Source organism: Sphingomonas yantingensis, assembly GCF_014199325.1.
In the GTDB taxonomy this organism is placed as follows: Bacteria; Pseudomonadota; Alphaproteobacteria; order Sphingomonadales; family Sphingomonadaceae; genus Sphingomonas; species Sphingomonas yantingensis.
Genome location: NZ_JACIJJ010000003.1, coordinates 31760 through 58175 on the forward strand (window position 1 = coordinate 31760; position 26416 = coordinate 58175).

Here is a 26416-nt window from a genome sequence, read left to right on the forward strand (position 1 = left end):
AAAGGGAGGGGCCGGGGGTGGGTAGGCCCGTGATGGGCGAGCCAATCGCCACGAACAAGCCGACCCACCCCAACCCCTTCCCTGTCAGGGAGGGGCTTCGTTGCCGTCACGCCATGCGGCGCAGGACGTTGTCCTTGAGGACAAAATGGTGGCGCAGCGCCGCCGCGATGTGCAGGACGATCAGCGCGAGGAACACCCAGCCGAGGATCTCGTGCCCCTCATGCGCCGCGCCGACGATCGGATCGCCCTTGGTGAAGGGCAGTTTGGGCACGTCGAACAGGCCGTAGAAGCTCAGCGGCCACTTGCCCGCCGAGCTGAAGATCCAGCCGGTCAGCGGCATGACGAGCATCAGCGCATAGAGGCCGGCGTGCGCCGCCTGCGCCGCGGTCCGCTCCAGCCCGTGCACATGGCCGGGCAGCGGCGGCGGGCGATTGGTCAGCCGCCAGACGATCCGAAAGACGGTGAGTGCAAGGATCAGCAGCCCCGTCGCCTTGTGGATCGGCATGACCTCGACCACGCCTTCCAGCGCGTCATGGAGCAGCCCACCCGCCAGATTGCCGATAATGAGGATGGCGAGGATCCAGTGCAGCGCCCGGGCGACGCTGTTATATCGCTGCACCTGTCCGTCGTAGATCGTCGCCATGCCTTGCTCCCCGAAAACACACTGATCGAGGTTGTGCGCCGCGGCGCGGGCGGTGACAAGCGACCTTAGGTGCTGGCGCGGACGACCAGCCGGACGGGGACCCGGCTCGATCCGACGGGCGCGCCGGCGATGTTGCGCAGAAGCGCGTCGACCAGCGCACGGCCCGCGGCGGGCGCATCCTGTGCCACCGTCGTCAGCGCCGGATCGCAGTGGCGGACACCCTGGATGCCGTCGAAGCCGACGACCGCCACATCGCCCGGCACCGACAGCCCCGCTTCGCGCAGCGCCCGCAACGCGCCGAGCGCGACGAGATCGCTGGCGGCGAACAGTGCATCGGCGCGCGGATCGGTGTCGATCAGGCCGGCGATCGCCGCTGCTCCTTGTGCCTCGCGCTCGCCGATGCTCGCACCGGACACGTCGATGGGGTCGAGCCCGACGGCGGCCAGCGCGGCCAGATAGCCCTCGCGCCGCTCGGCGTAGGCGGCGTGCCGTTCCCAGCCGGGTCCGGCAAAGGCGATGCGGCGGCGACCGCGGGCATGGAGGTGCTCGACCGCCTGGCGCGCGCCGTCGCGATTGTCGGCACGGACGGTGGGCAGGTCGTCGTGCGGCGAGCCCCAGGCGACGACGCGCCGCCCCTGTGCGGCAGCGCGGGTGAAGTGCGCCCAGCCGGCCGCGTTGGTCGCGCTGCCGACGACGATCATGCCGTCGGCCTCTCGCCGCTGCTCGAACTCGGCATCGAAGCCCGTTTCCTCGTCCTGGAACGAGAGCAGGATGCGGCGACCGTCGACCGCGGCCGCCCCCTCGATTGCGGCGACGAGGTCGTAATAGAAGGGATTGAGCGTCGCCCGGTCGAGCCCCGCAGGCACGATCAGGACCAGCGCGATACACCCCGTCGTCGCCTGTCGCAGGCGGGCGGCGCGCAGGTCGGGCAGATAGCCGAGCTGCGCCGCCGCCTCGAGCACCCGCTCGCGCGTCTCGGCGCTGACGCTGTCGAGGTTGCGGAGCGCGCGCGAGACCGTCGATTGCGACACCCCCGCCGCCGCGGCCACATCGAACGACGTGACGATCGCACGGCCCGTTGCGGGATCGATTTCGGGAGGGGGGACGCTGCGCGACATCGGTCCTGCTGTTACCATGCCCCGCGCCAAAGGAAAGGCGGGCGATGGGACAGGGGGCTCAGTCCCCGAACCGGACCGATGCGCGCCCGCCCGCCCGGTCGACCCGGACCGGCATGTCGTAGAGCGCGCCGAGCGTCGGTTCGGTCAGGACTGCTTCGGCGGGGCCGCTCGCATGCAGGCGGCCATCCTTCAGCGCGACGACATCGTCGGCGATGCGGCTGACGAGATCGAGATCGTGGAGCGCGACGACGACCGCACACCCGTCGTCCGCCAGCGCCCGCAACTGGCGCGCGGCCTCATGCGCGTGGCGTGGATCGAGCCCGGCGCTCGGTTCGTCGACGATCAGCACCCGCGGCTCGCCCACCACCGCGCGCGCGAGCATCGCGCGGGCAAGCTCGCCGCCCGACAGCCGCGTCGCCGGGCGATCACGCAGCGCGATCAGGTCGAACCGCGCCAGCGCACCGCTGACCGCCAACCGCCAGCGCCCCGGCAACGGACCGAAGACGGGCAGATGTTGCGACAGGCCGAGCGCGACCAGCCGCTCGACGCGGACGGGCCATTCCGCGCGCGGCGATTGCGGCAGATAGGCCCGGACCGCGGCGAGCTCGCGTGGCGGGATGGCCCGGATCGCCCGTTCGTCGAGCGTGATGGTTCCGGCGTCAGGGCGCAGCAGCCCGGCGGCGATCGCGAGCAGCGTCGACTTGCCCGCGCCGTTGGGACCGATGACCGCGGTCAGCCGCCCGCTCTCGAACGCCGCATCGACGCCGGCGAGCACCGTGCGCGCACCCCGTCGATGCGTGATGCCGCCGAGCGCAAGCCGCGTCACGGCGCCACCTGTCGCACACGCAGGACCAGCCACAGGAAGAAAGGCGCGCCGACCACCGCGATCAGCACCCCGAGCTTGAGGTCGAGCGCCGGCCCGGCGATCTTTGTCGCGACGTCGGCCGCAAGGACGAGCGCGGCGCCGATCAACGCCGCCGGCGCCAGCGCGGCGCCGGGCCGATGCCCCACCAGCGGCCGGGCGAGATGCGGCGCGATCAGTCCGACAAAGCCCACCGCGCCCGTCACCGCCGTTGCCGCGCCGACGCCGGCAGCGGTGCCGATCAGCGCCAGCAGCCGCAGTCGGCTCACGTCGACGCCAAGGCTCTCCGCCTGTCGTTCGCCGAGCGTAAGGGCATCGAGTCCGCGCGCGGTGAATGCGAGAAGCGTCGCCCCGAGCGCGATGAATGGCGCGGCCAGGGTCACATGGTCCCAGCTCCGGTCGGCGAGCGACCCCATCAGCCACGTGACGATCTCGTATGCGGCGAACGGATTGGGTGCGAGGTTGAGCGCCAGGCTGACCCCCGCCGACGCCAGCGTGGAAACCGCGACTCCGGCAAGGATCAGCGACAGCGTGCCCCCCGTCCGCGACAGCGCAAAGGCGATGCCCACCGCCACCAGCGCGCCGACGAGCGCGAAGATCGGCGTCGCCAGCCCGGCGCTGGCGGCGAACCCGTAATAGATGGCGATCACCGCGCCCAGCGACGCGCCCGACGATGCGCCCAGCAGCCCCGGCTCGGCCAGCGGATTGCGCAGTAGCCCCTGCAACACCGCGCCCGCGAGTCCGAGGATCGCCCCGACCATCAGCGAAAGCACGAGGCGCGGCAGCCGCACCTCGACGATCAGCAGCCGGGCAAGCGAGGGCTGCGGATCGGCAAGCGCCGCCGCGACTGTCGCGGGCGACAGCCAGACGGGTCCGGCGAGCAGCGATGCGGCCGCCAGCGCGAGGATCGCGAGCGTCAGCAACGGCAGGACCAGCCGCCTCACGCCGCCATCTCCGCCTGCAGTCGCAGCACCGCCTCGCCGATCATCGGTGTGCCACAGACATAATAGGCCTGCGGGATGCGAAGCGTCCTACCTTTCCACCGTTCGCGCACGACGCGGTGGTTGGTGATCTCGTCGCCCAAGCTGCCGCCCGCGCGGACGGCGGCGCCCTGTACGATCAGGTCTGGGGCGAGCTTGAGCAATGTCTCGATGTCGGGCCGGCCATAACTGTAGCCGCCCATTTCGCGCACAACGTTGCGGGCGCCAGCGGCGGTCAGCACCGCGTCGTAAAGCGTCCCCGACGCGGCGCCAAAGCCGCTGCCGTCCCACGCCGCGACTCGCGGGTGGTGGACCGACCGCCGCGCCGCCTCCGCCAGCCGGGCGTCCATCCCCGCGATCAGCGCCTCACCGCGCGCGGGTTCGCCGACTGCGGCGGCGACCTGTCGCACGGTGCGGCGGATATCGTCGAAGCTGCTGGAGTGATCGACCTCGATCATCGGCCAACCGATGCGCTTGAGCATGCCGCGCAGCGCCGGGGTGGTGAAGCTGCCGGCGACAACGAGATCAGGGGCCTCGGCCAGCACTTCCTCGGCTTGGCCGTGATTGACCGGCACGCGGTTTGCCGCCCCCGCCATCAGCGAGCCGGCCGGATCGCGTGACAGCCAACTGACCGACGCGATCCGCTCGGGCGGCAGCAGCGCGAGGACGATCTGGTCGGTGCACTGGTTGACACTCATGACGCGTAGCGGTTTCGCGGATGCGGCAGGCACCGCGGCCGGGCGCGAACACCCGGCCGCCAGCAGCAGCACCAGCGATGCCGCCGCCCGCCGCATCAGAAGCGCGCGCGCACGCCGCCATAGGCGGCACGGCCATTGCCGACGAAGCTGAACACCTGCTCGTTCCGCTCGCCGACGAGGTTCTCGACCCGGCCGAACAACGAGAGCCGATCGGTCAGCTTGTAGTCGGCGGCGAGGTTGACGATCACGAACTCCTCCAGCGACACGGTGACGGGGACGAAGCTGGGGTCGATGAACGCCAGATCGTCCTGCCGCCCGTTGTAGCGTGCGGTAAAGGTGCCCGAGAAGCGCTTGTCGGCGCTGAACGCGGTCACGTTGACGCTGCCGATATGGCGGGGACGCCGCACCTCGCGCACGCCGTTCTCGGTAGCGTCAGTGTAGGTGTAGGCGAGGTCGATCTTGAGCTGCTCGACCGGCCGCGCCGACACGAACGCCTCGACCCCGTGCTGCTTCGACCGCGTGGCGCGGTTCGACGGCGTCGCGACGAAATCGGGCGCGGGATAGGTGACGAAGATCTCGTCCTTCAGCCGGTTGTCGAAATATGTCGCGCCGAACGTCGCGCGGTCGCCGATCTGCTGATCGAGCCCGGCTTCCCAACCCTCCGACTTTTCGGGGCGCAGGTTCGGGTTGCCGATGTACCGCCCGTCCGAATAGCCGAACAAGTCGAAATAGCCGGGGTTCTTGACGCCCGTGCCATAGGCGCCGCGTACGCGCAGGCCGAAGGGCAGGCGATATCCCGCCTGCGCCCGCCACGTCGTCGCGTCGGCGAAGCGATTGTTGGCGTCATGGCGGATGCTTGCCCCCGCCGACAGCGCCTCGCCCACCGTTAGTTCGTACTGGCCGACGAAGCCCCAGTTCTCGGTCGTGCGCCGACCCTGAAACGCGAAGGGGGAGGGGGTGGTCGTCCGATATGCCTCATGCTCGTAATCGACTGCGGCGGACAGGCGGTGGCCGACGCGATCGTCGCCGAGGCGCAGGCCCGTTTCGTAGCTGCCCTTCCAGCGGCGACCCTTGTTGCCATAATCGAGGCCGGCGGGGGTCAGCCCCTGCCGAACGGTGTCGGCGACCTGCCCGGTCAGCGCATGCGTCCAGCGGCCATCCAGCAGCGAGAGGTCGCCGCGGACGAGGCCATAGGCGCCGTCGATTCTCGTGCGCACGCCGGGGCTATCGACGGTGTAGCCGAAGGTCGGGCTCGCCGGGTCGCCGTCGCTGTTGTTGGTCAGCGCGTCGGTATAGCTGTAGCGGCCGACCGCGGTCAGGCGGAGATTGTCGGCGGGCGTCCAGCTCGCCTTCGCGCTGCCCGAGGCGCTGGTGACGCCGACGTTGCGGACGCCGCCGCGCGCGGTCGGCTGGCCGTCGGTGCGGTAGACCGTGCCCGTCAGCGCATAGTCGATCGTGTCGCCCGCGCCAGCGATCCGGGCATTGCCCGCCAGCGTATCGAACGACCCGCCCTCCGCCCGGATCGAGACGCCCGGCGCCTCGCGTCCGGTCGCGGTGATGTAGTGAATGACGCCGCCGATCGCGTCGGAGCCGTAGAGCGACGATTGCTGCCCGCGCAGCACCTCGATCCGCGCGCCGTCGTCGGCGGCCAGCGTGTTCCAGTCGAACTCGCCCTGATACGGGTCCGACACCTCGATCCCGTCGACGAGGACGAGGACGTGGTTGCTCTCGGACCCACGGATGCGCACCTGGGTCAGGCCGCCGCGCCCGCCGGTCTGGCTGACCGCGATGCCGGGCACGTCGCGCAGCGCGTCGCTGACGACCCGCACCTGTCGTTCCTGAAGGTCGTCGGCGGACAGGATGGTGAGCGAGGCGGGCACCTTCGACGCTTCGACCGCGCCGGCCGAGCGGGTGGCGGTGACGACGATCTCGTTGCCCTCGGCGTCGCGCGCCGGCTGGCTCGGATCGGTCTGTGCGGCGGCAGGTGCGGCAAACGCGGCTGTCGCGGCAAGCGCGATCAGCGAAATCTGGCTGGTATTCATCGGTAACAAGTTCCCCCGCGTTGCTCCAAAGGACACGGGTTCGGGGGCTGTTCGCGGACGAACGACGGCGCACAGGCGCAGCGGGAGCGAACGCGATGCCCCCGGGCGACCGGCACCGTTCACGACCCCCAAAGGCCGCGCGGCTTCGTCGCTCGAACGGAAGCATGTCCCGCGCCATGGCCATCCCCTGGACCGCAGCGATGAGCGACAGCGCCGGCAGGTCTCCTGGCTCGCGGGTCAAGGCTCGGCGGGCGCCTTCCCAGGTTTCCCCAGTGGCTGTGCCCGGCCATGCCGGACACGTGCTCGCCTCGCTCGCCGCTTACAGTTGCAGGGACAGCTGCGGATTAGGGCCGATCGGGCCCGCACCGCATTCCCTTTGAAGCCCTTTCGGGCACCGGCGCGATCTTTGCCGTCCGGGCTGGCCCGGCCGACGCGCCGGCCTTTAGCGCAAGCGCGGGCGTCCGCAAGCGCAATCGGCGTACGGGCTCAGACCTCGAGCACGTCGCGGATCTTGCGCGCCAGGCTTTCGTAGGTGAACGGCTTGGCGATCAGTTCGACGCCGGGCTCCAGCCGCCCGCCCTGCATTATCGCGTTGCGGGTATAGCCGCTGGCATAGAGTACCTTGAGCTCCGCTTTCAGCTCGCGGGCGCGCTCGACCAGTTCGCTGCCCGACATGCCGGGCATCACCACGTCGGTGAACAGCAGGTCGATCGCCGTTTCGCGCCGTTCGAGCAGGCGCAGCGCGGTCATCCCGTCATGCGCCTCGAGCACGCGATAGCCGAGCTCGCGCAGCACCTCGACCGTATAGGCGCGAACGTCGTCGTCATCCTCGACGACCATGATCGTCTCGTCCTGACGCGACGGGGCGGCGGCGAGCGCAATCGCTTCGTCCTCCGGCGCCTCCCCCTCGCGGTGGAGTCGCGGCAGGTAGATGCGTACCGTCGTGCCGACATGCTCCTGCGAAAAGATCTTCACCTGCCCGCCCGACTGCCGGACGAAGCCATAGACCTGGCTGAGCCCCAGGCCAGTGCCGCGGCCGACGTCCTTGGTGGTGAAGAAGGGTTCGAACACGCGCCCCAGCGTGTCGCGCGACATGCCGGTGCCGGTGTCGGTCACCGCGACCATGACATAATCGCCCGGCGCCACCTCTGCCGCGTCGCCCGGCTCGACCCGGGCGTTGCGCGTCTCGATGACCAAGCGGCCACCCTCCGGCATCGCGTCACGCGCGTTGACGGCCAGGTTGAGGATCGCGTTCTCGAGCTGGTTGGGATCGGCCTCGACCCGCCATAGCGCAGGATCGCCGACGACCTCGAGCGAGACCGTCTCGCCCAGCGCGCGGTTGACGAGGTCGAGCATCCCGTCGACCAACCGGCCAACATCGAGCGGCTTGGGATCGAGCGGCTGGCGGCGGGAAAAGGCGAGCAAGCGCTGGGTCAGCGCCGCGGCCCGCTCCGCGCCTTTCTGCGCATTGCCCATCGCGCGGGTCGCGCGCATCGCGTCGCCGACGCCCAGCGCGCGGCGGGCGATATCGACACTGCCGATGACGATCGTCAGCAGGTTGTTGAAGTCGTGGGCGATGCCGCCGGTCAACTGGCCGACCGCCTCCATCTTCTGCGCCTGACGCAGCGCCTCCTCGGCGACGAGCAGCTCGCGGCTGCGCTCGGCGACGCGCGCCTCCAGGCTGGCATTGAGTTCGGCCAGCTCACGCGCGGCGCTGACCCGCTCGATATGTGCCCAGGATCGCTCGGCGACGGCGGCGACCAGCGCGACCTCTTCGTCGGTCCATGCGTGCGGCACGTCGTCGTGGACCGCCATCATCGCGACGAACCGGCCGTGGCGGATCAGCGGGACGCAGACTGTCGCCGCGACCTGAAGGCTGTCCGCCTTCGCCGCCGCGCCGCCGGTCAGTTCGTTGGGAATGTCGGACAGGACGACGGTGCGGCCCGCGTGAAGCGCCCCGGAGATTTCCTCGCCATAGTCCGACAGCCGGTAATGACCGACCAGCGAATGCGCCGCGTTCCGCGACCAGTCGCCGCGGATCGTGAAGCCGTCGCCATCCGGATCGATATCGGCATAGGCGCAGTTGGCCACGCGCATCCGTTCGGCCATCATGCGCGTGGTCGTCGCCATGATCGCGTCGGGCACGCTCGCCTCCGCCGTCGCGCGGCCCAGGTCGTCGAGGAATTGCAACCGCGCCTGGCTCTCGCGAAGCGCCGCCTGCTGCTCGCGGCGTTCGGTCACGTCGGTGTGGATGCCTACCCATTCGAGCAGCGAACCGTCCTCGCCGATCATCGGCACTGCGCGCGTTGCGAACCGCCGCCATTCGCCCCTCGCGGTCCGGACCCGATGCTCGTGCGCGTACATGCCCCGCGTGGCGAGTGCCGCTTTCCACGCGGCGATCGAGGGTTCGACATCCTCCGGGTGAACCGCCGCGGTCCAGCCATAGCCCGAATATTCGGCTTCGCTCTGGCCGGTCAGCGCGTGCCAGCCAGGCTGGTCGCCGTGCATCTCGCCCTCGGGCGTATTGGTCCAGACATAGCCGTCGATCGCATCGACCGCCGCCCGGAACCGCGCGTTGCTGGCGCGCAGCTCCGCCTCGTGCGCCCGCCGCTCGGTCAGGTCGAGCATCGCGCCGACCATGCGGACCGCGCGCCCGCTCTCGTCGCGCAGGATCGACCCGCGGTCGTAGACCGGCGCATAGGTGCCATCGGCCCGCACGAAGCGATAGTCAGCGGCCCAGCCCGCGTCGCCGCGTGCGATCGCTGCCTCGATACTGCGCGCCACATGGCCGCGATCGTCGGGGTGGACGCGGCTCAGCCACCAGTCGCCCTCGGTCTCGGCAGCGTCGAGATGGTGGCCATAGGCGGTCTCGAGCGCGGCATTCCACTGGACGCGATCGGTCAGGAGGTCCCAGTCCCAGATCGCGTCGGTCGTCGCGCTTGCGGCGAGCTGGTAGCGCGCCTCGACGGCCTGCCGCTCTTCGCGTCGCGAGCGCGCATCGTCGATCGCCCGGCGCAGCTCGATCTGGGCGACGACTTGGCGCGCGAGCAGCTCGAGGAGGCGTCGCTGCGCAGAGGTCACGCCCGCCGGCCGGGCCACGCGGTCGATAACGCAAAGGGTGCCGAGCGGGAGCCCCTGCTTTCCATAGAGGACGGCGCCGCAATAGAAACGGATGCCGTCGGGCGCCGCGACCAGCGGATTGTCGACGAAACGCGGATCAGCGGTCAGGTCGGGCACGACCAGGAAACCGTCGCCTCGAAGCGCATGGGCGCACACCGAGGAACCGATCGGCGTCTCTCGCTCGCCGAACCCAACCTCGGACTTGAACCACTGGCGATCGCGAGAGACGAGGCTGACCAGCGCGATCGGCGCCTCCAGCGCGTCGGCGGCGAGTTGCGCGATCTCGTCGAAATCGGCCTCGGCAGGAGTGTCGAGGATGCCATAGTCGTCGAGCGCCTCGATACGCTCGGCCTCGGTCCAGTCGCGCAGGGGCGGGCTGCGGAGCGGGGCGTCTGGCGGCGTCATCAGTCCGCCCTAGCAGGAGCGGGCAGGCGAGGGCACCTGCTTTCTAGCCTATGTTGGTGATCCAAAATAATCACACGCCAGGTCGGATGCAGTCGATGGCGACGCGGCGCGATTAAGCGCCGCTCCCCTCGCATCTTCAGACATTTCCCCAATCATGTTTACGTATGCTGCTGCGCTCGCCGCCGAGGTAAATCATGCTTGAAACCGCGACGCCATCGCACAGGGCGATCATTCTTTTTACTGTTCTCAAAATTGGTTGGAGCCGTATCTTGAGAAGAATTGCGAAGCCCGGAGAGCGTTCACATTTTCTGCGGCGGCCGCATTGTAACCCTTTACACGTCGCCATCGCCTGCATACCCCTGTCACCGGAGCAAAGCGGGCAACCCGCGCTGGGGAGGACGAGCGGATGGCCGCTGCGGAAGGTATCTATTCGGGCGCGGCGCGACCGGCGTCGGGCATGCTGACGGTGCGCCTCAGCGCATTGATGTTCATGCAGTTCTTTGTCTGGGGCGCGGGTGCGGTGACGCTCGGCCTGGTCATGCAGACGGTGGGCATCGGCGACCTCATTGCCAACGCCTTTTCGGTAGGGCCGATCGCTTCGATCGTCGGCTCCTTCCTGCTCGGCATGGCCGCCACGCGCTTCCTCAGCCCCAAGATGCTGATGGTGATCCTGCATCTGGTCGGCGGCGTGCTGCTCTTCATCCTCCCGGGGTTCATCAATCCGGAGGGTGGCAGTACCTTCGTCTGGCTGCTGCTTTGCTACATGATCCTCTACATGCCGACCGTGGGCCTCGCGAACACGATCGCGCTCAAGAGCTTCGGCGAGCGGGTCGATCGCTTTCCCTTCGTCCGCGCCTTCGGCACCATCGGTTGGATCGCCGCCGGCCTCATCATCGGCTGGGCGGGGCTATCGGCCAGCCCCGAGATTTTTCGCGTCGCCGCGGTCGTGTCGCTCGCGCTCGGCTTCTACAGCCTGACGCTTCCCAACGTAGAGGCCGATGCGCCGCAGGGTGGGAGCATCGTCCGCCAGGTACTGTGCGTCGAGGCGTTCGGGCTGCTCAAGCAGCGCTCGTTCCTGATCTTCGTCACCTGCGCCACGCTGATCTCGATCCCGCTTGCCATGTATTATGCCTATGCGTCGCCCTATGTCGGCGCGGCGGGGATCGAGAATGTCGGCGGCACGCTCGCCATCGGGCAGATGTCCGAGCTCGTCTTCATGTTCTCGATGCCGTTCCTCTATCGCCGCTTCGGCGTGAAGCCGCTGCTGCTCGTCGGCATGGCCGCCTGGGCGATCCGCTACGCGCTGTTCGCGATCGGTGACGGCGGGGCGGGGCTGTGGGCGGTCTATCTGGGCGTCGCGCTACACGGCATCTGCTACGACTTCTTCTTCGTCGCCGGTGCGATCTATACGCAAACGATTGCCGCGCCCAAGGGCGTGAACGCGCAGGCGCAGGGGATGCTGACGCTGTTCACCTACGGCGTGGGCATGCTGCTCGGCTCGCAGATCGGCGGCATCCTCTATGCGCAGCTGCCCGCCAACCCGACCATTGCCGACTGGCAGGGGATGTGGGTCGCCCCCGCCATCGCCGCGGCGTTGATCGCGCTCATCTTCCAGTTCAGCTTCCGCGACAACAGCCGCGGCGGCATGCAGCCGTGAGGGTCACTCGCCGCAGCCTGATCGCCGCTGCGGCGGCGACACCGCTGGTCGCCGGGGCGGCCTGTGCCGAGGCGCCGCAGTCGAACGCCGCGCACTTCTCAATGAAGTTCGCGCCGCACGAGGGCAGCTTCGCGAGCCGCGGCGGGCGGATCGAACAGATCGCCTATGCCGCCGACCAGGGCTTCACCGCGTGGGAGGATAACGAGGCGGCGGGCCGCACCGTCGCCGAACAGACCGCGATGGCGAAGGCACTGGCGAGCCGCGGCATGACGATGGGCGTGTTTGTCGCCTCGATGCCGAAGTGGGGCGAGAGCCGTCCCCGCTTTGGCGCCGGCGACGCGGCCGAGCGCGACGCGTTCCTTGCCGACATCCGCGCCTCGCTCGACGTGGCCAAGCGCCTGAACGCCAGCCGCGCGACGATCGTTACGGGCTTTCTCGATCCCAAGCTGCCGCTCGACATTCAGACCGCGCGCGTCGTCGACACGATGCGGCGCGCGGGCGATATCGTCACCAATTCGGGCCTGACGCTGGTGATGGAGCCGCTCAATACCCGAACCGATCATCCCGGCGTGTTCATGCAGACGATCGCGCAAGGCTTTGCGGTGGCGACCGCGGTCGACCGGCCGGGGATCAAGGTGCTGGCGGACTGCTATCACGAGCAGATCCAGTCGGGGAACCTGATCCCGTCGCTCGGCAACGCCTGGGACCAGATTGCCTATATCCAGTTCGGCGACAATCCCGGCCGCAAGGAGCCGGGGTCGGGCGAGGTGAATTACGGCAACATCGTCAAATGGCTCAAGTCGAAGCGCTATGACGGCGTGATCGGTATGGAGCATGGCAATTCGATCGACGGCCGCGCGGGGGAGGATCGGCTGATCGCCGCCTATCGCGCCGCCGATAAGGTGTGAGGGGAGTGAGAGTGAAAGCCATCCGTCTGGCCGCGATCGCGGCGGTGGGGCTGGCCGGCGCGGCGACTGCGCAGGACAAGCCCGGGTTCAAGGACACGCCCGTCCTGCCGAACAATCAGTGGCGCGTCCACGACGCCGACCGCCCCTATCCGACCGTCGTGACGCCCGCCGCGCAGCCCGGCGGTGCCCCCGCGGATGCGGTCGTCCTGTTCGACGGCAAGTCGCTCGACGCCTGGAAAGCGGACAAGGCACCGTGGACGGTCGCCGACGGCGCGATGACCATTCCCAAGGGTGCCGGGCCGCTCACCACGAAGCAGAGCTTCGGCGACGTCCAGCTCCACCTCGAGTTCCGCAGCCCCAACCCGCCGACCAAGACGTCGCAGGATCGCGGCAACAGCGGTATCTGGTTCATGGAACGCTACGAGATCCAGATCCTCGACGGCTATAACAACCCCACCTACGCCGACGGGACGGTGGGCTCGGTCTATGGCTTTAAGCCGGCGCTCGCCAACGCCTCGCGCAAGCCCGGCGAGTGGCAGAGCTACGACATCGTGTTCGAGCGGCCGCGCTTCGACGCGGCGGGCAAGCTGCTGCGTCCCGCCTACATCACCGCGTTCCTGAACGGCGTGCTCGTCCAGAACCATCAGGCGATGCTGGGCACGACCGTGTGGCGCAAGGTCGCCAGCTACACCGCGCACGCCGACGCGCTGCCCATTCAGCTTCAGGATCACGACTCCCCCGTATCCTTCCGCAACATCTGGGTGCGCCCGCTGCCCGAGGCGGCGATCGCGCAGGACCTGCCAGGAGAGCCCAAGTGATTATCGACCGCAGAACCGCGCTGGCCGGGGTGGCCGCGATGTTCGGGGCCGGGGCCTTTGCCCCGATCGCCCGCGCCGCCGCCACCGCCGCGCAGACCAAGGGTGCCGTCATCCCCGGCATCAGCGAAGGCCCGCCGAGCGTGGCGGTCTTCACACCAGCCCAGCGCGCGCTGCTGACCGCGCTGTCGGAGCGGGTGATCCCGACCACCGACACCCCGGGCGCGATCGCCGCGGGCGTGCCGCAATATATCGAGAAGCTGCTCGCCGACTGGTCGTACACCAAGGAGCGCGAGCCGGTGATCGCCGGCCTCGACGCGATCGACAAGCGGTCGATGGCCGACTTCAAGGTCGCGGGTGCCAAGGCGACGGCAAAGCAGCAGGACGCGCTCTTGACGCTGGCGATGAATGGCCAGATCCCCGGCGGCAAGGACTGGTTCGAGGCCTTCCGCCAGCTCGTCATCACCGGCTATTACACGTCCGAGATCGGCATCACGCAGGAGCGCGAATACCTGCCCGTGCCCGGCGAGTATAACGGCGCCTTCCCCTATTCGCAGGTCAACAAGGTCTACAGCTCATGATAAACCGGCGTACCCTGATCGGCGGCGCGGGCGGCGCGCTCGCCCTTGCCGCCATGCCGCGCCTTGCCATGGGCGCGCAGCTCAAGGCGATCGGCCTCCAGCTCTATACCGTGCGCGAGCTGTTCCAGAAGGATCCCGTCAAGACGCTCGAGGCCGTTGCCCGCATCGGCTATCGCGAGGTCGAATATGGCGGCGGCGGTTACGACGCTATGGACCACAGGATGCTGCGCCGGACGATGGACCGGCTGAAGCTCAAGGCGCCGTCGGTGCATATCGGCTATGACGCGCTGCTCGCCGACCTGCCTAAGCAGATCGCGATGGCGAAGACGCTGGGCGCCGACACCGTCATCCTGCCCTATATGAACGCCGAGTTCCGCAACGAGGCGGCGTGGAAGGCGGCGCTGCTCAACATCAACCGCTTCGCGACCGAGATGAAGAAGGCGGGGCTCGGCTTCGGCTATCACAATCACGATTTCGAGTTCACGACGAAGGTCGGCGACAAGACGCTCTACGACCTGCTGCTCGAGGCGACCGACCCGGCGCTGGTCAAGATCGAGCTCGACCTGTTCTGGGCGATCGTCGCGGGGCAGGACATGGGCGCGCTGCTCGACCGGCTCGCGCCGCGGCTCTACGCCTTCCACGTCAAGGACCAGCGCGCTGATGGCAAGATGACCGCGGTCGGCAGCGGCACCGTCGATTTCGGCAAGCTGTTCGCGCGCCCCTCGACCAAGAACGTCCGCCATTTCTATGTCGAGAATGACGAGGCGCCCGCGCCCTATCTCCCCGACATTACCACCAGCTTCAAGACGCTGCGCGCGCTGAAGTACTGAGCGCGTACCGGGAGGGATTTATGCAGACGGCTTCCACCAACCGTTTCGATGCGATCGTCATCGGATCGGGGATCAGCGGCGGCTATGCCGCCAAGGAACTGACCGAGAAGGGCCTGAAGGTCCTCATGCTCGACCGCGGCGTGATGGTCGAGCACAGCGAAGGCTATGACTATGAAGGCAAACCCGCGTTCGAGGTGCCGGCGCGTAACCGGATGCCCGAACCGCTACGCGACAGCGATTACTTCATCGCCAAGCACGGCTATGTCGCGCCGAGCAGCCGCAAATTCTATAACGACGACCGGCTGAACCCCTATGCCTATGACGAGGGCAGCAAGTTCTACTGGATCCGTCCCGGTGCGGTCGGCGGCAAGTCGCTGATCTGGGGCCGCTGGTCCTTCCGCTGGGCCGAGGAGGACTTCACCGCAAACAAGCGCGAGGGGATCGATGGCGTCTGGCCGATCGGCTATGACGACCTTGCGCCCTGGTACAGCACGGTCGAGAAATATATCGGCGTCTCGGGCTCGCGGGAAAACCTGCCGTACCTGCCCGACAGCGAATTCATGCCGCCGATGCCGATGAACGTCGCGGAGAAGTGGCTGAAGCAGCGGCTGGAGTCGAAGTTTCCGGGCCGCAAGCTCATCAACACGCGGCTGTCGAACATCACTGTCGACAAGCCCGAGCAGAACCGGACCAAGTGCCAGCATCGCAACCAGTGCGGCAATGGCTGCTCCTTCGGTGCGTATTTCTCGACGCAGGCGGTGACGCTGCCCGCTGCACGCGCAACCGGACGGTTGACGCTCCAGTCGGATGCGGTGGTCACCAACCTTGAATACGATTCCAAGGCCAAGCGCGTGACCGGCGTCCGCTACATCGACGCCAAGACCGGGCAGGCGCAGGTCGTCAACGCGAACCTCGTCTTCCTCTGCGCTTCGGCGATGGGGTCGGTGCAGGTGCTGATGAACTCGCGCGCGCCGGGCAGCGAGAAGAGCTGGTTCGACAATAGCGGCACGCTTGGTCGCTACGTCATGGACCATATCTTCCGCGTCGGCGTGTCGGGCGAGATCCCGGGCATGACCGACCTCATCGAATATGGCCGTCGTCCCGGCGGCGTCTACATCCCCCGCTTCCGCAACATCGGCGGTGAGGAGGGCGTCGGGTTCAAGCGCGGTTACGGCTATCAGGGCAGCGCTTCGCGCAGCCCGATGCCGCCGGTCGGCTTTGGCGCGGAGATGAAGCACGGGATGCGCAAATATGCACCGTGGCGGTTCGACATGGGCGCGTTCGGCGAATGCCTGCCCTACAAGGACAACCGCGTCTCGCTGCACGCGAGCAAGGTCGACCGCTTCGGCGTGCCGCTGATGAAGTTCGACGTCACCTTCCGCGAGAACGAGCTGAAGATGATGGCGGACGCCAAGGCGCAGGGCGAGGCGATGCTGAAGGCCGCGGGCCTCACCAACGTGACCAGCGGCGAGAGCGAGCACGTGCCCGGCGACGCGATCCACGAAATGGGCGGCGCGCGGATGGGGGCCGATCCTCGCAATTCGGTGCTCAACGGGTTCAGCCAGGCGCACGACGCGCCGAACCTCTACATCACCGACGGCGCGCAGATGGCGTCGGTGTCGTGCGTCAATCCGTCGCTGACCTTCATGGCGCTGACCGCTCGTGCGGCGGATCACGCGGTGAAGCAGATGCGCGCGTAAACTGCTCGAAGCCCTGCCTTTTGGAAGAAAGGCAGGGCTTCTCCGAGCTTAGCCCGGACAGACGGCACATATCGGCATCACACAGTACTGCGTTCCCCGGCGAAGGCCGGGGTCCAGTTACGATGCGGGCGGTGAGGTTTCGCACCCTCGCTTCCCTCCCCGAAACTGGACCCCGGCCTTCGCCGGGGAACAAAGCAGAGGGAAGTCGCCAGTCGAAGGCATCGCTTTTGGCGCCGCCTACGCCGCCATCGTTTCCAGCGCCTCGGTTGCTTCCATCCACGCCGCTTCCGCCGTCTCCACCGCGGCGTTGAGTTCGTTGCGGCGCTTCATCAGGTCGCCGACCGGCTGCGTCGCCTTCGCCGGGTCGGCGAGCGCGCGGTCGATCGCCTCGCGCTGTTCGGTGAGCTTGGCGAGATCGCTTTCCGCCGCCTTCGCCCGCTGGCGCAGCGCCTTGAGCTGGTCGCGGTCGAAGCCCGACTTCTTCTCCGCTGCGCGCGCCTCTGCCTTGGCTGGCAGCTCCTTACCGAGAATCATCGCGATATAGTCGTCGACCGATCCGTCGAAATCGCGCGCGGTGCCGTTGTCGACCAGGACGAGGCGGTCGGCGGTCATCTCGATCATGTGGCGGTCGTGGCTGACGATCACCACCGCGCCGGTATAGGCGTTGAGCGCCTGGATCAGCGCCTCTCGCGCGTCGACGTCGAGGTGGTTGGTCGGCTCGTCGAGGATCAGCATGTGAGGCGCGTCGCGGGTGATGAGCGCCAGCGCCAGCCGCGCGCGCTCGCCGCCCGACAGCTTGCCGACCTGCGTCGTCGCCTTCTGGCCCGCGAAACCGAACCGGCCGAGCTGCGCGCGCACCGCGCCGGGCGAGGCGCCCTTCATCGCGATCGTCATATGCTGAAGCGGCGTTTCGTCGCGGTCGAGCTCCTCCACCTGATACTGGGTGAAGTATCCGACGCGCATTTTGCCACTGGCATTCATGCCGCCTTCCATCGCCGGCAGCTGCGCCGCCAGCAGCCGCGCCAGCGTCGTCTTGCCGTTGCCGTTGCGCCCGAGCAGCGCAAGGCGGTCGTCGGGGTCGAGGCGCAGGTTGAGGCGCTTCAGGATCGGCACCGCGTCGTAACCGACCGCCGCCATGTCGAGCGTGACGAGCGGCGGGCGCAGTTCCTCGGGATCGGGGAAGCCGAAGGACAGCGTGGGATCGTCGATCAGCTCGGCGATCGGCTGCATCTTGGCGAGCATCTTTGCGCGCGCCTGTGCCTGTTTGGCGGTGGAGGCGCGGGCGGAATTGCGCGCGACGTAATCCTGAAGCTTTTCGCGCTCGGCCTGCTGCTTGGCGCGCGCCGAGGCGAGCTGCGCCTGCCGCTCGGCCCGCTGTCGCTCGAACGCGTCGTAGCCGCCGGGGTAGAGAGTCAGCTTGCCGCCGCCCAGATGCAGGATGTGGTCGACGACGTTGTTAAGGAAATCGCGCTCGTGGCTGACCAGCAGGATCGTCGCGGGATAGCTTTTGAGGAAATCCTCGAGCCACATCACGGCTTCAAGGTCGAGGTGGTTCGAGGGCTCGTCGAGGAGCAGCAGGTCGGGCTGCGAGAACAGAAGGCTAGCGAGCGCCACGCGCATCTTCCACCCGCCCGAAAAGCTGTCGAGCGGCCGCTGCTGCATCGCCTCGTCGAAGCCGAGGCCGACGAGGATCTGCGCCGCGCGCGATGGCGCAGTATAGGCGTCGATCGCAATCAGCCGCTCGTACACGTCGCCGAGGCGATCGGGATCCTCGCACGTCTCGCTCTCGATCATCAGCGCCGCGCGCTCGGTATCGGCGGCGAGCACCGTCTCGAACGGCGTCCTGTCGCCCGCGGGCGCTTCCTGCGCAATATAGCCGAGGCGCGCGCCGCGCGGCATGTCGATGCTGCCGGCATCCGCCTCGATCCCGCCGGTGATCGTGCGCACCAGCGTCGTCTTGCCCGCGCCGTTCCGCCCAATCAGGCCGATGCGACCCTTCGGCGGCAGGCGCGCGCTGGCGCCGTCGATGATGGTCCGGCCGCCAAGGCGCACGGTCACGTCGTTCAAGTTGAGCATCGCCGCCGCCTAGCAGGCTGCGCGCGCTTCCCCAAGGGGCCGAAGGATGCCAGACACGCGGCATGAGCGAATGGCGTTTCTGGATCGACCGCGGCGGCACCTTCACGGATGTGGTGGCCCGTCGCCCCGACGGGAGCCTTGCCACCGCGAAGCTGCTCTCGATCGATCCCGACCGCCGCCATGACGCGGCGGAGGCGGCGATCCGCGACCTGACTGGAGTGGGTGAGGGGCCGCTGCCCCCCTGCCGCATCCGCATCGGTACGACGATCGCGACCAATGCGCTGCTCGAGCGCGCGGGCGAGCCGGTGCTGCTGGCGATCACGCGCGGGTTCGGCGACGCGCTGACGATCGGCTATCAGGACCGGCCCGACATCTTCGCCCGCGACATCCGCCGCGCCCCGCCGCTGTTCGCCGAGGTGATCGAGATCGACGAGCGGGTAGCGGAGGACGGCACGGTCGTGACTCCGTTGGACCGCGACGCCGCTGCGGCCGCGTTCGCCGCGGCCTATGCAAAGGGTCTGCGCGCCGTCGCGATCGTGCTGATGCACGGGTGGAAGCACACCATGCACGAAGCGGCGCTGGCCGACCTCGCCGCCGCGGCGGGTTTCACGCAGATTTCGGTCAGCCACCGTACCGCGCCGCTGACCCGCCTCGTCGCGCGCGGGGATACCATGCTCGCCGACGCATACCTTTCGCCGGTGCTGCGCCACTATGTCGAGGGGCTGGAGGCGTCGCTGGGGACGGACCTGCTGTTCATGCAGTCGAGTGGCGGGCTGGTCGCCGGCAACGGTTTCGGCGGCAAGGATGCGCTGCTTTCCGGCCCCGCGGGCGGGATCGTCGGGATGGCGCGGACGGCGGCGGCGGCGGGGTTCGAGCGCGTGATCGGCTTCGACATGGGTGGGACTTCCACCGACGTGTCGCTCTATGCCGGCCACTACGACCGGCGATCGGACGCGGTGCTGGCGGGGGTGCGCGTCGCGGTGCCGATGATGCGGATCGACACCGTCGCGGCGGGCGGCGGGTCGATCTGTCACTTCGACGGCGGGCGGCTGCTCGTCGGCCCGGCGTCGGCGGGCGCGGATCCGGGGCCGGCCTGTTACCGGCGCGGCGGGCCGCTGACGATCACCGACTGCAATCTCGTGCTTGGCAAGATCCAGCCCGATCATTTCCCCGCGCTGTTCGGCCCGAACCGCGACCTGCCGCCCGATCGCGTAGCATCGGAGGCGGCGCTCGACGCGCTGCTCGACCAGGTCGAAGCCGCGACCGGCGACCGCCTGACGCGTGAGGTCGCGGCCGAGGGTCTCGTCGCGATCGCGGTCGCCAACATGGCGCGCGCGATCCGCTCGGTCTCGGTCGCGCGGGGCGAGGATCCCTCTGCCTATGCGCTCGCCTGCTTCGGCGGCGCGGGCGGGCAGCATGCCTGTCTCGTCGCCGATGCGCTGGGAATGCGACAGGTGCTGATCCACCCGCTGGCGGGCGTGCTGTCCGCCGTCGGCATCGGCCTTGCCGAGCGCAGTGTGGTGCGAGAGGCGACGGTCGGGGTCTCCCTCGGCGATGCAGACGTGTCCACCGCGCTAGAAGCCCTTACTGACGAGGCGCGCGGTGCGCTCTCGGCGCAGGGCGTCACCCGCGATACCATCGGCATCGCGGCCGCCGCCCACCTGCGCTACGCCCGGGGCGACCAAACGATCGAGGTGCCCTGGAGCACCCCCGCGGCGATGACCGCCGCCTTTGCCGCGGCGCATCGCCAGCGCTTCGGCTTCGTTGGCAACGACACGCTGGTGGTCGAGCGGCTTCGTGTCGAGGCCAGCGCCAGCGATGGCGAGGCGCTGCCCCCTGCCGCGCTGCCCGAGCGGCCGGGCGAACCGATCGAGCGGGTCGGCATGTACCTCGCCGGCGCTGCGCATGCCGTCTCCGTCTATCGGCGCGAGGCGCTGGCCGTGGGGCAGGTGCTTGAGGGGCCGGCGCTGATCCTCGATCCCGTCTCGACCGTCGTCGTCGAACCCGGTTGGACGGCAACCGTCCTGTCCGAAGGAACGCTGCACCTCGAGCGCGGCGAGGCGCGCTCGGTCGCGCGGGCCGGCGAGGCCGCCGATCCCGTCCGCCTCGAAATCTTTGCCGGCCTGTTCATGGGCATCGCCGAGGAGATGGGCGCCGCGCTCCAGCGAAGCGCCGCGTCGGTCAACATCCGCGAGCGGCTCGATTTCTCCTGCGCGATCTTCGATGGCGACGGGGGGCTAGTCGCCAACGCGCCGCATATCCCGGTTCATCTGGGCTCGATGGGCGAGAGTATCCGCACCGTCATGGCCAATCGCGCGGGCACGATGCGTGAGGGGGAGGTCTATGCCCTCAACGACCCCTATCGCGGCGGCACGCACCTGCCCGACATCACCGTCATCATGCCGGTATTCGCGGGCGACGAGGTGCCCGCCTACTATGTCGCTGCGCGCGGGCACCATGCGGATGTTGGCGGGACGACGCCCGGCTCGATGCCGCCGGACAGCCGGACGATCGAGGACGAGGGCGTGATCTTCGACGATGTGCCGATCGTCGCCGATGGCGTCATGCAGTCGGAACCGATCCGTGCGCTGCTTTCGAGCGGCGCGCACCCGGCGCGCAACATCGACCAGAACCTCGCCGATCTTGCGGCACAGGTCGCCGCCTGCGCGCGTGGGGCAGAGGGGCTTCGACAACTCGCAGCGCAGCAGGGCCAGGGCATCGTCACCCGCTACATGACGCATCTTCAGGCCCATGCGGAGGCGATGGCGCGGCGGATGATCGCTGCGCTCGATGACGGCAGCTTCGCCTACGAACTCGACGACGGCGCCGTCGTAAAGGTCGCCGTCCGCGTCGATCGCGCGGCAGGTGAGGCGACGATCGACTTCACCGGCACCAGCGAGCAGCGTCCGACCAACTTCAACGCGCCGCTCGCGGTCACGCGGGCTGCCGTCCTTTATGTCCTGCGCCTGCTGGTGGACGAGGCGGTGCCGCTGAACGAAGGGTTCCTCCGCCCCGTCACGCTGATCGTGCCCGAAGGGTCGATGCTCAACCCCCGCCACCCGGCTGCCATCGTCGCGGGCAATGTCGAGGTGAGCCAGGTCGTCACCGATGCGCTGCTCGGCGCGCTCGGCGCGATGGCGGGAAGCCAGGGGACGATGAACAACCTCACCTTCGGCGACGCAACCTATCAATATTACGAGACGATCGCGGGCGGCGCCGGGGCAGGGCCGAACCATGACGGCGCCGACGCGATCCAGACGCACATGACCAACAGCCGCCTGACCGATCCCGAAGTGCTGGAGGCACGCTATCCCGTGCTCGTCGAGCAGTTCGCGATCCGCCGCGGATCGGGCGGGGCGGGCGAACGACGCGGGGGCGACGGCACCGTGCGCCGGCTGCGCTTTCTCGCGCCGATGCGTGCCGGCCTCCTCAGCAACCGTCGCCGCGTGCCGCCCTTCGGGCTCGCGGGCGGCGAGCCGGGCCGAGCGGGGGCCAACCGGATCGAACGCGCGGACGGCCGCATCGAGACCCTCGGCTCGACCGCGATCGCTGACATGGGCATGGGCGACGTCATGGTGATCGAGACGCCCGGCGGCGGCGGATATGGGGTGAAGCGCTGATGCTCGTCCTCGCCGGCATCGCGGTGATCGCGGGCGGGTTCCTGCTGCGGTTCAATCCGCTGCTCGTCATCATCGTCTCGGCCGCGGTCACCGGGCTTGCCGCCGGGCTCGACCCCGTCCGCATCCTCGGCACGTTCGGCCATGCGTTCAACGAGACACGGTACGTGACCGCCATCTATATGGTGCTGCCGGTGATCGGCCTGCTGGAGCGTCGAGGGTTACAGACCCGCGCGCGTGCGCTCGTGGCGCGGCTCAAGGGGGCGACGGCGGGCCGGTTACTGGTTGGCTATCTCCTGTTTCGACAGGTGACCGCGGCACTCGGCCTCACCTCGGTCGGCGGCCCGGCGCAGACCGTCCGCCCGCTCGTCGCGCCGATGGCGGAGGCCGCGGCGGAGCGGCAGGTCGGCGATGCGGGCGAGGGCGAACGCGTAAAGGCGATGGCCGCCGCTACCGACAATGTCGGGCTGTTCTTCGGCGAGGATATCTTCATCGCGATCGGATCGATCCTGCTGATGAAGGGTGTGCTGGAGGGCTATGGCATCGCGCTCGAGCCGTTCCAGCTCTCGGTCTGGGCGATCCCGACCGCGATCGTGGCGTTCCTGATCCATGGCGCACGGCTGCTTTGGCTCGACCGGCGACTGGGGCGCGCGAAGTGATCGGCCTCGACCTCGTTTATGGCGTCGCGGGCGCGGTCTTCGCGATCTTTGCGGTGTCGAGCGTGCGCGACCGGCGCTGGGCCAATGCCGCGTTCCACGGGCTGATCGCGCTGTCGTTCCTGGCTGGCAATCGGCTGGGCGATATCGCCAATGGCGTGCTCGTCCTTGCGCTGGTCGGCATCGCCGCCTCGGGCCGGATGCGCCGTGCCGAGCCCGCACCGCCGGCCGAGGATCGGTACGGCGCCCGCGTATTCGCACCCGCGCTCGTCATTCCGGCGACGGCTGTGCTCGGGACGCTCGCGTTCAAGGCGTTTCCCGGCTGGGTCGATCCCAAGCAGGCGACGCTGGTCGCGCTTACGATCGGGACGCTGGTCGCGCTCGGCCTATGTGCCTGGCTCTTGCGGGCGCGGCTTCACGAGCCGATCGTTGCCGGGCGCGGGCTGATCGACGATATTGGCTGGGTCGCGGTGATGCCGCAGATGCTCGCCAGCCTCGGCGCGGTGTTCGCGCTGGCCGGGGTGGGCGAAGTGGTCGGCCGGCTGATCGGTGCCGTCATCCCGGCAGGCAGCGTCTTCGGCGCGGTCGCCGCCTATGGCATCGGCATGGCGGTGTTCACGATCGTGATGGGCAACGCCTTCGCCGCGTTCCCGGTGATGGCGGCCGCGGTCGGCGTGCCGCTCCTGATCCGCGGGGCGGGGGGCGATCCGGCGATCGTCGCGGCGGTGGGCATGCTGGCGGGGTTCTGCGGCACGCTCCTCACGCCGATGGCGGCGAACTTCAATCTGCTGCCGGCCGCTCTGCTGGATCTGAAGGACAGATACGGCGTGATCCGGGCACAGGTGCCGACCGCGCTGCCGCTACTCGCGTTCAACATCGCGCTCCTCTACCTGATGATCGCATGACCCAGCTCGACCGCGACACCGCCGCCCGTTTCGCCACGATGACCTTCGGGCATATCGATCGCGAATATCCCAACGTGCTGATGCATTTGCTGAACGGGCCGGAGGATGCGCAGACGCCCTCGGCGCTGCATCCGATCTTCTATGGCAGTTTCGACTGGCACAGCTGTGTCCATGGCTGGTGGCAGTTGCTTCGCCTTATCCGCCGATTCCCCGATATCGATCTCACCCCCGCGATCCGCGCGCGTGCCGACGCGATGTTCGTGGGCGAAAAGGTGGCGGGCGAGGTCGCCTATTTCCTGCGGCCGGGCGCGGCCGGGTTCGAGCGGCCCTATGGCTGGGCATGGGCGCTGGCGCTGCATGGCGAGGCGGTTCGCCACGACGCGGGGTGGGGAGAGGCGCTGGAACCGCTCGCCCGGTTGCTGGCCGAGCGGCTGGCGACGTTCCTGCCGCGCCTGACCTACCCACTCCGGGTCGGCACGCATTTCAACATCGCGTTCGCGCTGACGCTCGCCTGGGAATGGGCCGAGGCCCGCGACGCGCACCTCCGCGAGGCGATCGTCAACGCGGCGACCGGCTGGTTCGGCGGCGATCGCGATTGCCAGGCATGGGAGCCGGGCGGCGACGAGTTCCTGTCGCCCGCCCTTTGCGAGGCGCTGCTGATGAGCCGGGTGCTCGGCGCCGGGGCGTTCCGGGACTGGTTCGACGGCTTCTTGCCCCGCGCCGCATCGGGCGATCCGGCGACGTTGTTCACCCCCGCGCGGGTTTCCGACCGCAGCGACGGCAAGATCGCACATCTCGACGGCCTCAACCTCAGCCGGGCTTGGTGCTGGCGCGAAATCGCCGCCGCGCTGGGAGAAGTCCACCCGGTCGCCAGCCTCTCGGAAGCGAGCGCGGTTCGCCATCTGGCCGCCAGCCTGCCGCATCTGGGCGACGATTATATGGGCGAACACTGGCTCGCGACCTTCGCGCTCCTCGCCCTCGATCGCTAGCGGCGAACGCCGACATGGCTTTGTAAGGGCGGCCATCGTGGAGCTGCCGGCGCGATGGCGTCGGCGGTCGCAGGCTTACCGTCGAAGTGCGCGCAAGCAGCCATCGGCCGCACGATCCGGTCGTGCAGCCGGCAACGGCCATCGTCGCCGCGCACCGCCGCCAGTGCCGACGACAGCGCGCGAATGCCGGGCAGCGCGCGCTCGAACGCCGCCGCCTCGCCGTCGAAATGACGGCAATGGCCGCAGGTCGCCGTCACTGACCGAGGGTCGTCCAATAGCCGCCGAGCAGCCAGACCGACAGCACGAAGCCGAGCGCCAGATTGATGCCTACCCCGATCGCGAACGCCCCGAACGGCCGCGGTCCCGCCCGCGCGAGGTCGCGAAACCGCGTCGTCAGCCCGATGCTGAGGAAGCAGAAGATGAATACCCAGGTACGCAGATCCTTGATCGGCCCGATCAGGTCGGGCGCGACGAGACGGTTATAGTCGGCCAGCGACAGCCCGGCGGTGAACGTCGACACGATCGCCGAGCCGATCAGGAAGCCGAACACGAACTTGGGGAAGCGCACCCAGATCTCGCGCGGGTCGGGGCGGGCGCTGGCGGGCGCCGCCTCCCATCGGGTCGTCGCGACGATGGCGAGGACGACGGCCCAGATGCCGATCCACATGTCGCGGCCGACGACCTTGACGAGGGTGAAGGCCTGAAGCGCCTGCTCCGTCGTGCCGGGCACCGCGCCGGTCCGCTCGGCGAGCCCGCCATAGGCCTGTGTGGCGGCGATGCCGGCGGCGTCGGCGAACTCCGAGGTGCCGATCCATGCGCCCGCGACGCCGGTCGGCAGCCGGAGCGCCCAGGCGACGGCGGGCAGCGCGAAGATCATCGCGATGGCCCACAGGATGACAAGCGTGATCGTGATCGCGACATGCTCGCGCTTGGCATTAACCGCGCCCGCGACCGCGATTGCCGCCGACACGCCGCACACTGCGCCGCCGACGCCCAGCGTCGCCGCGAAGCGCCGGTCGAGGCCCAGCCGGACCGCGGCGAGATAGATCGCCCCGAACGTCACCACCGACACGATCGACGCCTGCAGCAGCGCCACCGGCCCGGCGAGCGCGATCAATGTCAGGGGCAGCGTCGCGCCGAGCAGGACGATGCCCGTCTTGACGTACAACTCGCCGCGCAGCCCCGCATCGAACCAAGCCGGCAGCCGCACGGTATTGGCGATGACGAGGCCGATCAGCAGCGCCAGCAGCGGCGGCTCGAGGTTGAACGCCGTCGCCCCTTGCCACTGTCCCAGGACGAAGATTGCGGTCGCGGCGGCAAACAGGATGGCGAAGGCCGGCAGGAATGCCGTAACCCGCTGGCCCACCGCGCGCAAAGCGATCGCGAACACCGCCGTCCAGAAGACGAACAGCGCGAGATAGCGTAAGCCGTTACTGCCCAGATCGCCCGCCAGCGCCATGATCGACGACCAGCGCGCGGGGAGCACCGCCAGCCAGCGCAGGCTCGTACCGTTCGCGAACGCGATACACGCGGCCGCGACGATGCCGAGGCCGATCCAGACCGCCCACCAGTCCTCCTTGCGCCACATTTCGCGCCAGCCACGCGTCTCCGTCGCCGTCATCCCGCTCTCCTCAGGCTAAAGCTTAGGGCGCGGGGCGGCACGATCGACATAGATTTGCTTCGCATCAAAGGCGTAGCGGCAGCATCATGCCGATCGTCTGTGGCGCTCGGCGCCATCACCGAGGATAGCATGAAGAAGATTACGATGCCCGGCGGGTTCTGGACATCGAGCCTGTCGGTAAGGCTGTCCATCC

At 68.9% G+C, this 26416-nt stretch carries 20 protein-coding genes and 1 riboswitch; of the genes, 10 read left to right on the forward strand and 10 right to left on the reverse strand.

Annotation, left to right across the window (positions count from 1 at the left end; genetic code table 11):
• Nucleotides 1–106: 106 nt before the first annotated feature.
• The 7 genes from FHR19_RS09995 to FHR19_RS10025 all read right to left on the reverse strand — a co-directional run bounded on the left by FHR19_RS09995 (nt 107) and on the right by FHR19_RS10025 (nt 9868).
• Entirely contained in the window at nt 107–619 is a 513-nt protein-coding gene (locus FHR19_RS09995; RefSeq protein WP_184028903.1) for a cytochrome b/b6 domain-containing protein, read from the reverse strand.
• An 89-nt stretch (nt 620–708) separates the two neighbouring features.
• A complete protein-coding gene (locus tag FHR19_RS10000) occupies nt 709–1761 on the reverse strand; it encodes a LacI family DNA-binding transcriptional regulator (RefSeq protein ID WP_184027776.1) in 1053 nt (350 codons plus the stop codon).
• Between the two features lie 58 nt (nt 1762–1819).
• Nucleotides 1820–2587, reverse strand: coding sequence for an ATP-binding cassette domain-containing protein (locus tag FHR19_RS10005; protein ID WP_184027778.1), 768 nt, complete (start codon nt 2585–2587; stop codon nt 1820–1822).
• The gene (locus FHR19_RS10010; RefSeq protein WP_184027780.1) at nt 2584–3567 is read right to left on the reverse strand and encodes an iron chelate uptake ABC transporter family permease subunit; all 984 of its coding nucleotides are present in this window, start codon (nt 3565–3567) and stop codon (nt 2584–2586) included. Before FHR19_RS10010 ends, FHR19_RS10005 begins: the two co-directional genes overlap by 4 nt.
• Nucleotides 3564–4301, reverse strand: coding sequence for an ABC transporter substrate-binding protein (locus tag FHR19_RS10015; RefSeq protein ID WP_184027782.1), 738 nt, complete (start codon nt 4299–4301; stop codon nt 3564–3566). The genes FHR19_RS10010 and FHR19_RS10015 overlap by 4 nt, the downstream gene beginning before the upstream one ends.
• A 95-nt stretch (nt 4302–4396) precedes the next feature.
• Nucleotides 4397–6343, reverse strand: a complete 1947-nt coding sequence (locus FHR19_RS10020) for a TonB-dependent receptor plug domain-containing protein (protein WP_184027785.1) — start codon at nt 6341–6343, stop codon at nt 4397–4399.
• A gap of 198 nt (nt 6344–6541) precedes the next feature.
• Nucleotides 6542–6757: riboswitch (cobalamin riboswitch) on the reverse strand.
• Nucleotides 6758–6829: 72 nt separating this feature from the next.
• Entirely contained in the window at nt 6830–9868 is a 3039-nt protein-coding gene (locus FHR19_RS10025) for a PAS domain-containing protein (RefSeq protein WP_184027786.1), read from the reverse strand.
• 406 nt (nt 9869–10274) lie between these two features.
• On the opposite strand from FHR19_RS10025, the gene FHR19_RS10030 reads away from it, so the two are divergent.
• Genes FHR19_RS10030 through FHR19_RS10055 form a run of 6 tightly spaced genes read left to right on the forward strand, consistent with a single transcriptional unit; the run spans nt 10275 to nt 16359 of the window.
• The gene (locus FHR19_RS10030; RefSeq protein WP_184027788.1) at nt 10275–11525 is read left to right on the forward strand and encodes an MFS transporter; all 1251 of its coding nucleotides are present in this window, start codon (nt 10275–10277) and stop codon (nt 11523–11525) included.
• A complete protein-coding gene (locus tag FHR19_RS10035; protein WP_184027792.1) occupies nt 11522–12433 on the forward strand; it encodes a TIM barrel protein in 912 nt (303 codons plus the stop codon). Before FHR19_RS10030 ends, FHR19_RS10035 begins: the two co-directional genes overlap by 4 nt.
• Nucleotides 12434–12444: 11 nt before the next feature.
• On the forward strand, nt 12445–13251 hold the full coding sequence (locus tag FHR19_RS10040) for a 3-keto-disaccharide hydrolase (protein ID WP_343053233.1): 807 nt from the start codon (nt 12445–12447) through the stop codon (nt 13249–13251).
• The gene (locus FHR19_RS10045) at nt 13251–13829 is read left to right on the forward strand and encodes a gluconate 2-dehydrogenase subunit 3 family protein (protein ID WP_184028907.1); all 579 of its coding nucleotides are present in this window, start codon (nt 13251–13253) and stop codon (nt 13827–13829) included. Before FHR19_RS10040 ends, FHR19_RS10045 begins: the two co-directional genes overlap by 1 nt.
• On the forward strand, nt 13826–14659 hold the full coding sequence (locus tag FHR19_RS10050; RefSeq protein WP_184027794.1) for a sugar phosphate isomerase/epimerase family protein: 834 nt from the start codon (nt 13826–13828) through the stop codon (nt 14657–14659). Before FHR19_RS10045 ends, FHR19_RS10050 begins: the two co-directional genes overlap by 4 nt.
• Before the next feature lie 20 nt (nt 14660–14679).
• Complete coding sequence (locus FHR19_RS10055; protein WP_184027796.1) at nt 14680–16359, forward strand: GMC family oxidoreductase; 1680 nt, start codon at nt 14680–14682, stop codon at nt 16357–16359.
• Nucleotides 16360–16596: 237 nt separating this feature from the next.
• Here the strand turns inward: FHR19_RS10055 and FHR19_RS10060 are convergent, their stop codons facing one another.
• Nucleotides 16597–18435: an ABC-F family ATP-binding cassette domain-containing protein gene (locus FHR19_RS10060; RefSeq protein ID WP_184027798.1), complete on the reverse strand. Its 1839-nt coding sequence runs from the start codon at nt 18433–18435 to the stop codon at nt 16597–16599.
• Nucleotides 18436–18497: 62 nt separating this feature from the next.
• Between FHR19_RS10060 and FHR19_RS10065 the strand changes: the two genes are divergently transcribed.
• The 4 genes from FHR19_RS10065 to FHR19_RS10080 are packed head-to-tail and all read left to right on the forward strand — an operon-like array spanning nt 18498 to nt 24602.
• Nucleotides 18498–22055, forward strand: a complete 3558-nt coding sequence (locus tag FHR19_RS10065) for a hydantoinase B/oxoprolinase family protein (RefSeq protein ID WP_184027800.1) — start codon at nt 18498–18500, stop codon at nt 22053–22055.
• Nucleotides 22055–22711 (forward strand): DUF969 domain-containing protein, encoded by a 657-nt coding sequence (locus FHR19_RS10070; RefSeq protein ID WP_184027802.1) that lies wholly within the window; start codon nt 22055–22057, stop codon nt 22709–22711. The genes FHR19_RS10065 and FHR19_RS10070 overlap by 1 nt, the downstream gene beginning before the upstream one ends.
• On the forward strand, nt 22708–23613 hold the full coding sequence (locus FHR19_RS10075) for a 5-oxoproline transporter, DUF979 family subunit (protein WP_184027804.1): 906 nt from the start codon (nt 22708–22710) through the stop codon (nt 23611–23613). The genes FHR19_RS10070 and FHR19_RS10075 overlap by 4 nt, the downstream gene beginning before the upstream one ends.
• Nucleotides 23610–24602, forward strand: a complete 993-nt coding sequence (locus tag FHR19_RS10080; RefSeq protein ID WP_184027807.1) for a DUF2891 domain-containing protein — start codon at nt 23610–23612, stop codon at nt 24600–24602. The genes FHR19_RS10075 and FHR19_RS10080 overlap by 4 nt, the downstream gene beginning before the upstream one ends.
• Here FHR19_RS10080 and FHR19_RS10085 read toward each other — a convergent pair.
• Both FHR19_RS10085 and FHR19_RS10090 read right to left on the reverse strand, forming a co-directional pair.
• Nucleotides 24599–24859: a hypothetical protein gene (locus FHR19_RS10085; RefSeq protein WP_184027810.1), complete on the reverse strand. Its 261-nt coding sequence runs from the start codon at nt 24857–24859 to the stop codon at nt 24599–24601. The two genes, FHR19_RS10080 and FHR19_RS10085, sit on opposite strands and share 4 nt — an antisense overlap.
• Complete coding sequence (locus FHR19_RS10090) at nt 24856–26223, reverse strand: YeiH family protein (RefSeq protein WP_184027814.1); 1368 nt, start codon at nt 26221–26223, stop codon at nt 24856–24858. Before FHR19_RS10090 ends, FHR19_RS10085 begins: the two co-directional genes overlap by 4 nt.
• Between the last annotated feature and the right edge of the window lie 193 nt (nt 26224–26416).

Excerpts from the sequence above, each read along its gene's own strand:
- FHR19_RS10080 (WP_184027807.1), top strand. The coding sequence starts at position 23,610 with ATGACCCAGCTCGACCGCGACACCGCCGCCCGTTTCGCCACGATGACC.
- FHR19_RS10000 (WP_184027776.1), bottom strand. The coding sequence starts at position 1,761 with ATGTCGCGCAGCGTCCCCCCTCCCGAAATCGATCCCGCAACGGGCCGT.
- FHR19_RS10055 (WP_184027796.1), top strand. The coding sequence starts at position 14,680 with ATGCAGACGGCTTCCACCAACCGTTTCGATGCGATCGTCATCGGATCG.
- FHR19_RS10025 (WP_184027786.1), bottom strand. The coding sequence starts at position 9,868 with ATGACGCCGCCAGACGCCCCGCTCCGCAGCCCGCCCCTGCGCGACTGG.
- FHR19_RS10030 (WP_184027788.1), top strand. The coding sequence starts at position 10,275 with ATGGCCGCTGCGGAAGGTATCTATTCGGGCGCGGCGCGACCGGCGTCG.
- FHR19_RS10090 (WP_184027814.1), bottom strand. The coding sequence starts at position 26,223 with ATGACGGCGACGGAGACGCGTGGCTGGCGCGAAATGTGGCGCAAGGAG.
- FHR19_RS10070 (WP_184027802.1), top strand. The coding sequence starts at position 22,055 with ATGCTCGTCCTCGCCGGCATCGCGGTGATCGCGGGCGGGTTCCTGCTG.
- FHR19_RS10060 (WP_184027798.1), bottom strand. The coding sequence starts at position 18,435 with ATGCTCAACTTGAACGACGTGACCGTGCGCCTTGGCGGCCGGACCATC.
- FHR19_RS10050 (WP_184027794.1), top strand. The coding sequence starts at position 13,826 with ATGATAAACCGGCGTACCCTGATCGGCGGCGCGGGCGGCGCGCTCGCC.
- FHR19_RS10020 (WP_184027785.1), bottom strand. The coding sequence starts at position 6,343 with ATGAATACCAGCCAGATTTCGCTGATCGCGCTTGCCGCGACAGCCGCG.
- FHR19_RS10015 (WP_184027782.1), bottom strand. The coding sequence starts at position 4,301 with ATGAGTGTCAACCAGTGCACCGACCAGATCGTCCTCGCGCTGCTGCCG.
- FHR19_RS10065 (WP_184027800.1), top strand. The coding sequence starts at position 18,498 with ATGAGCGAATGGCGTTTCTGGATCGACCGCGGCGGCACCTTCACGGAT.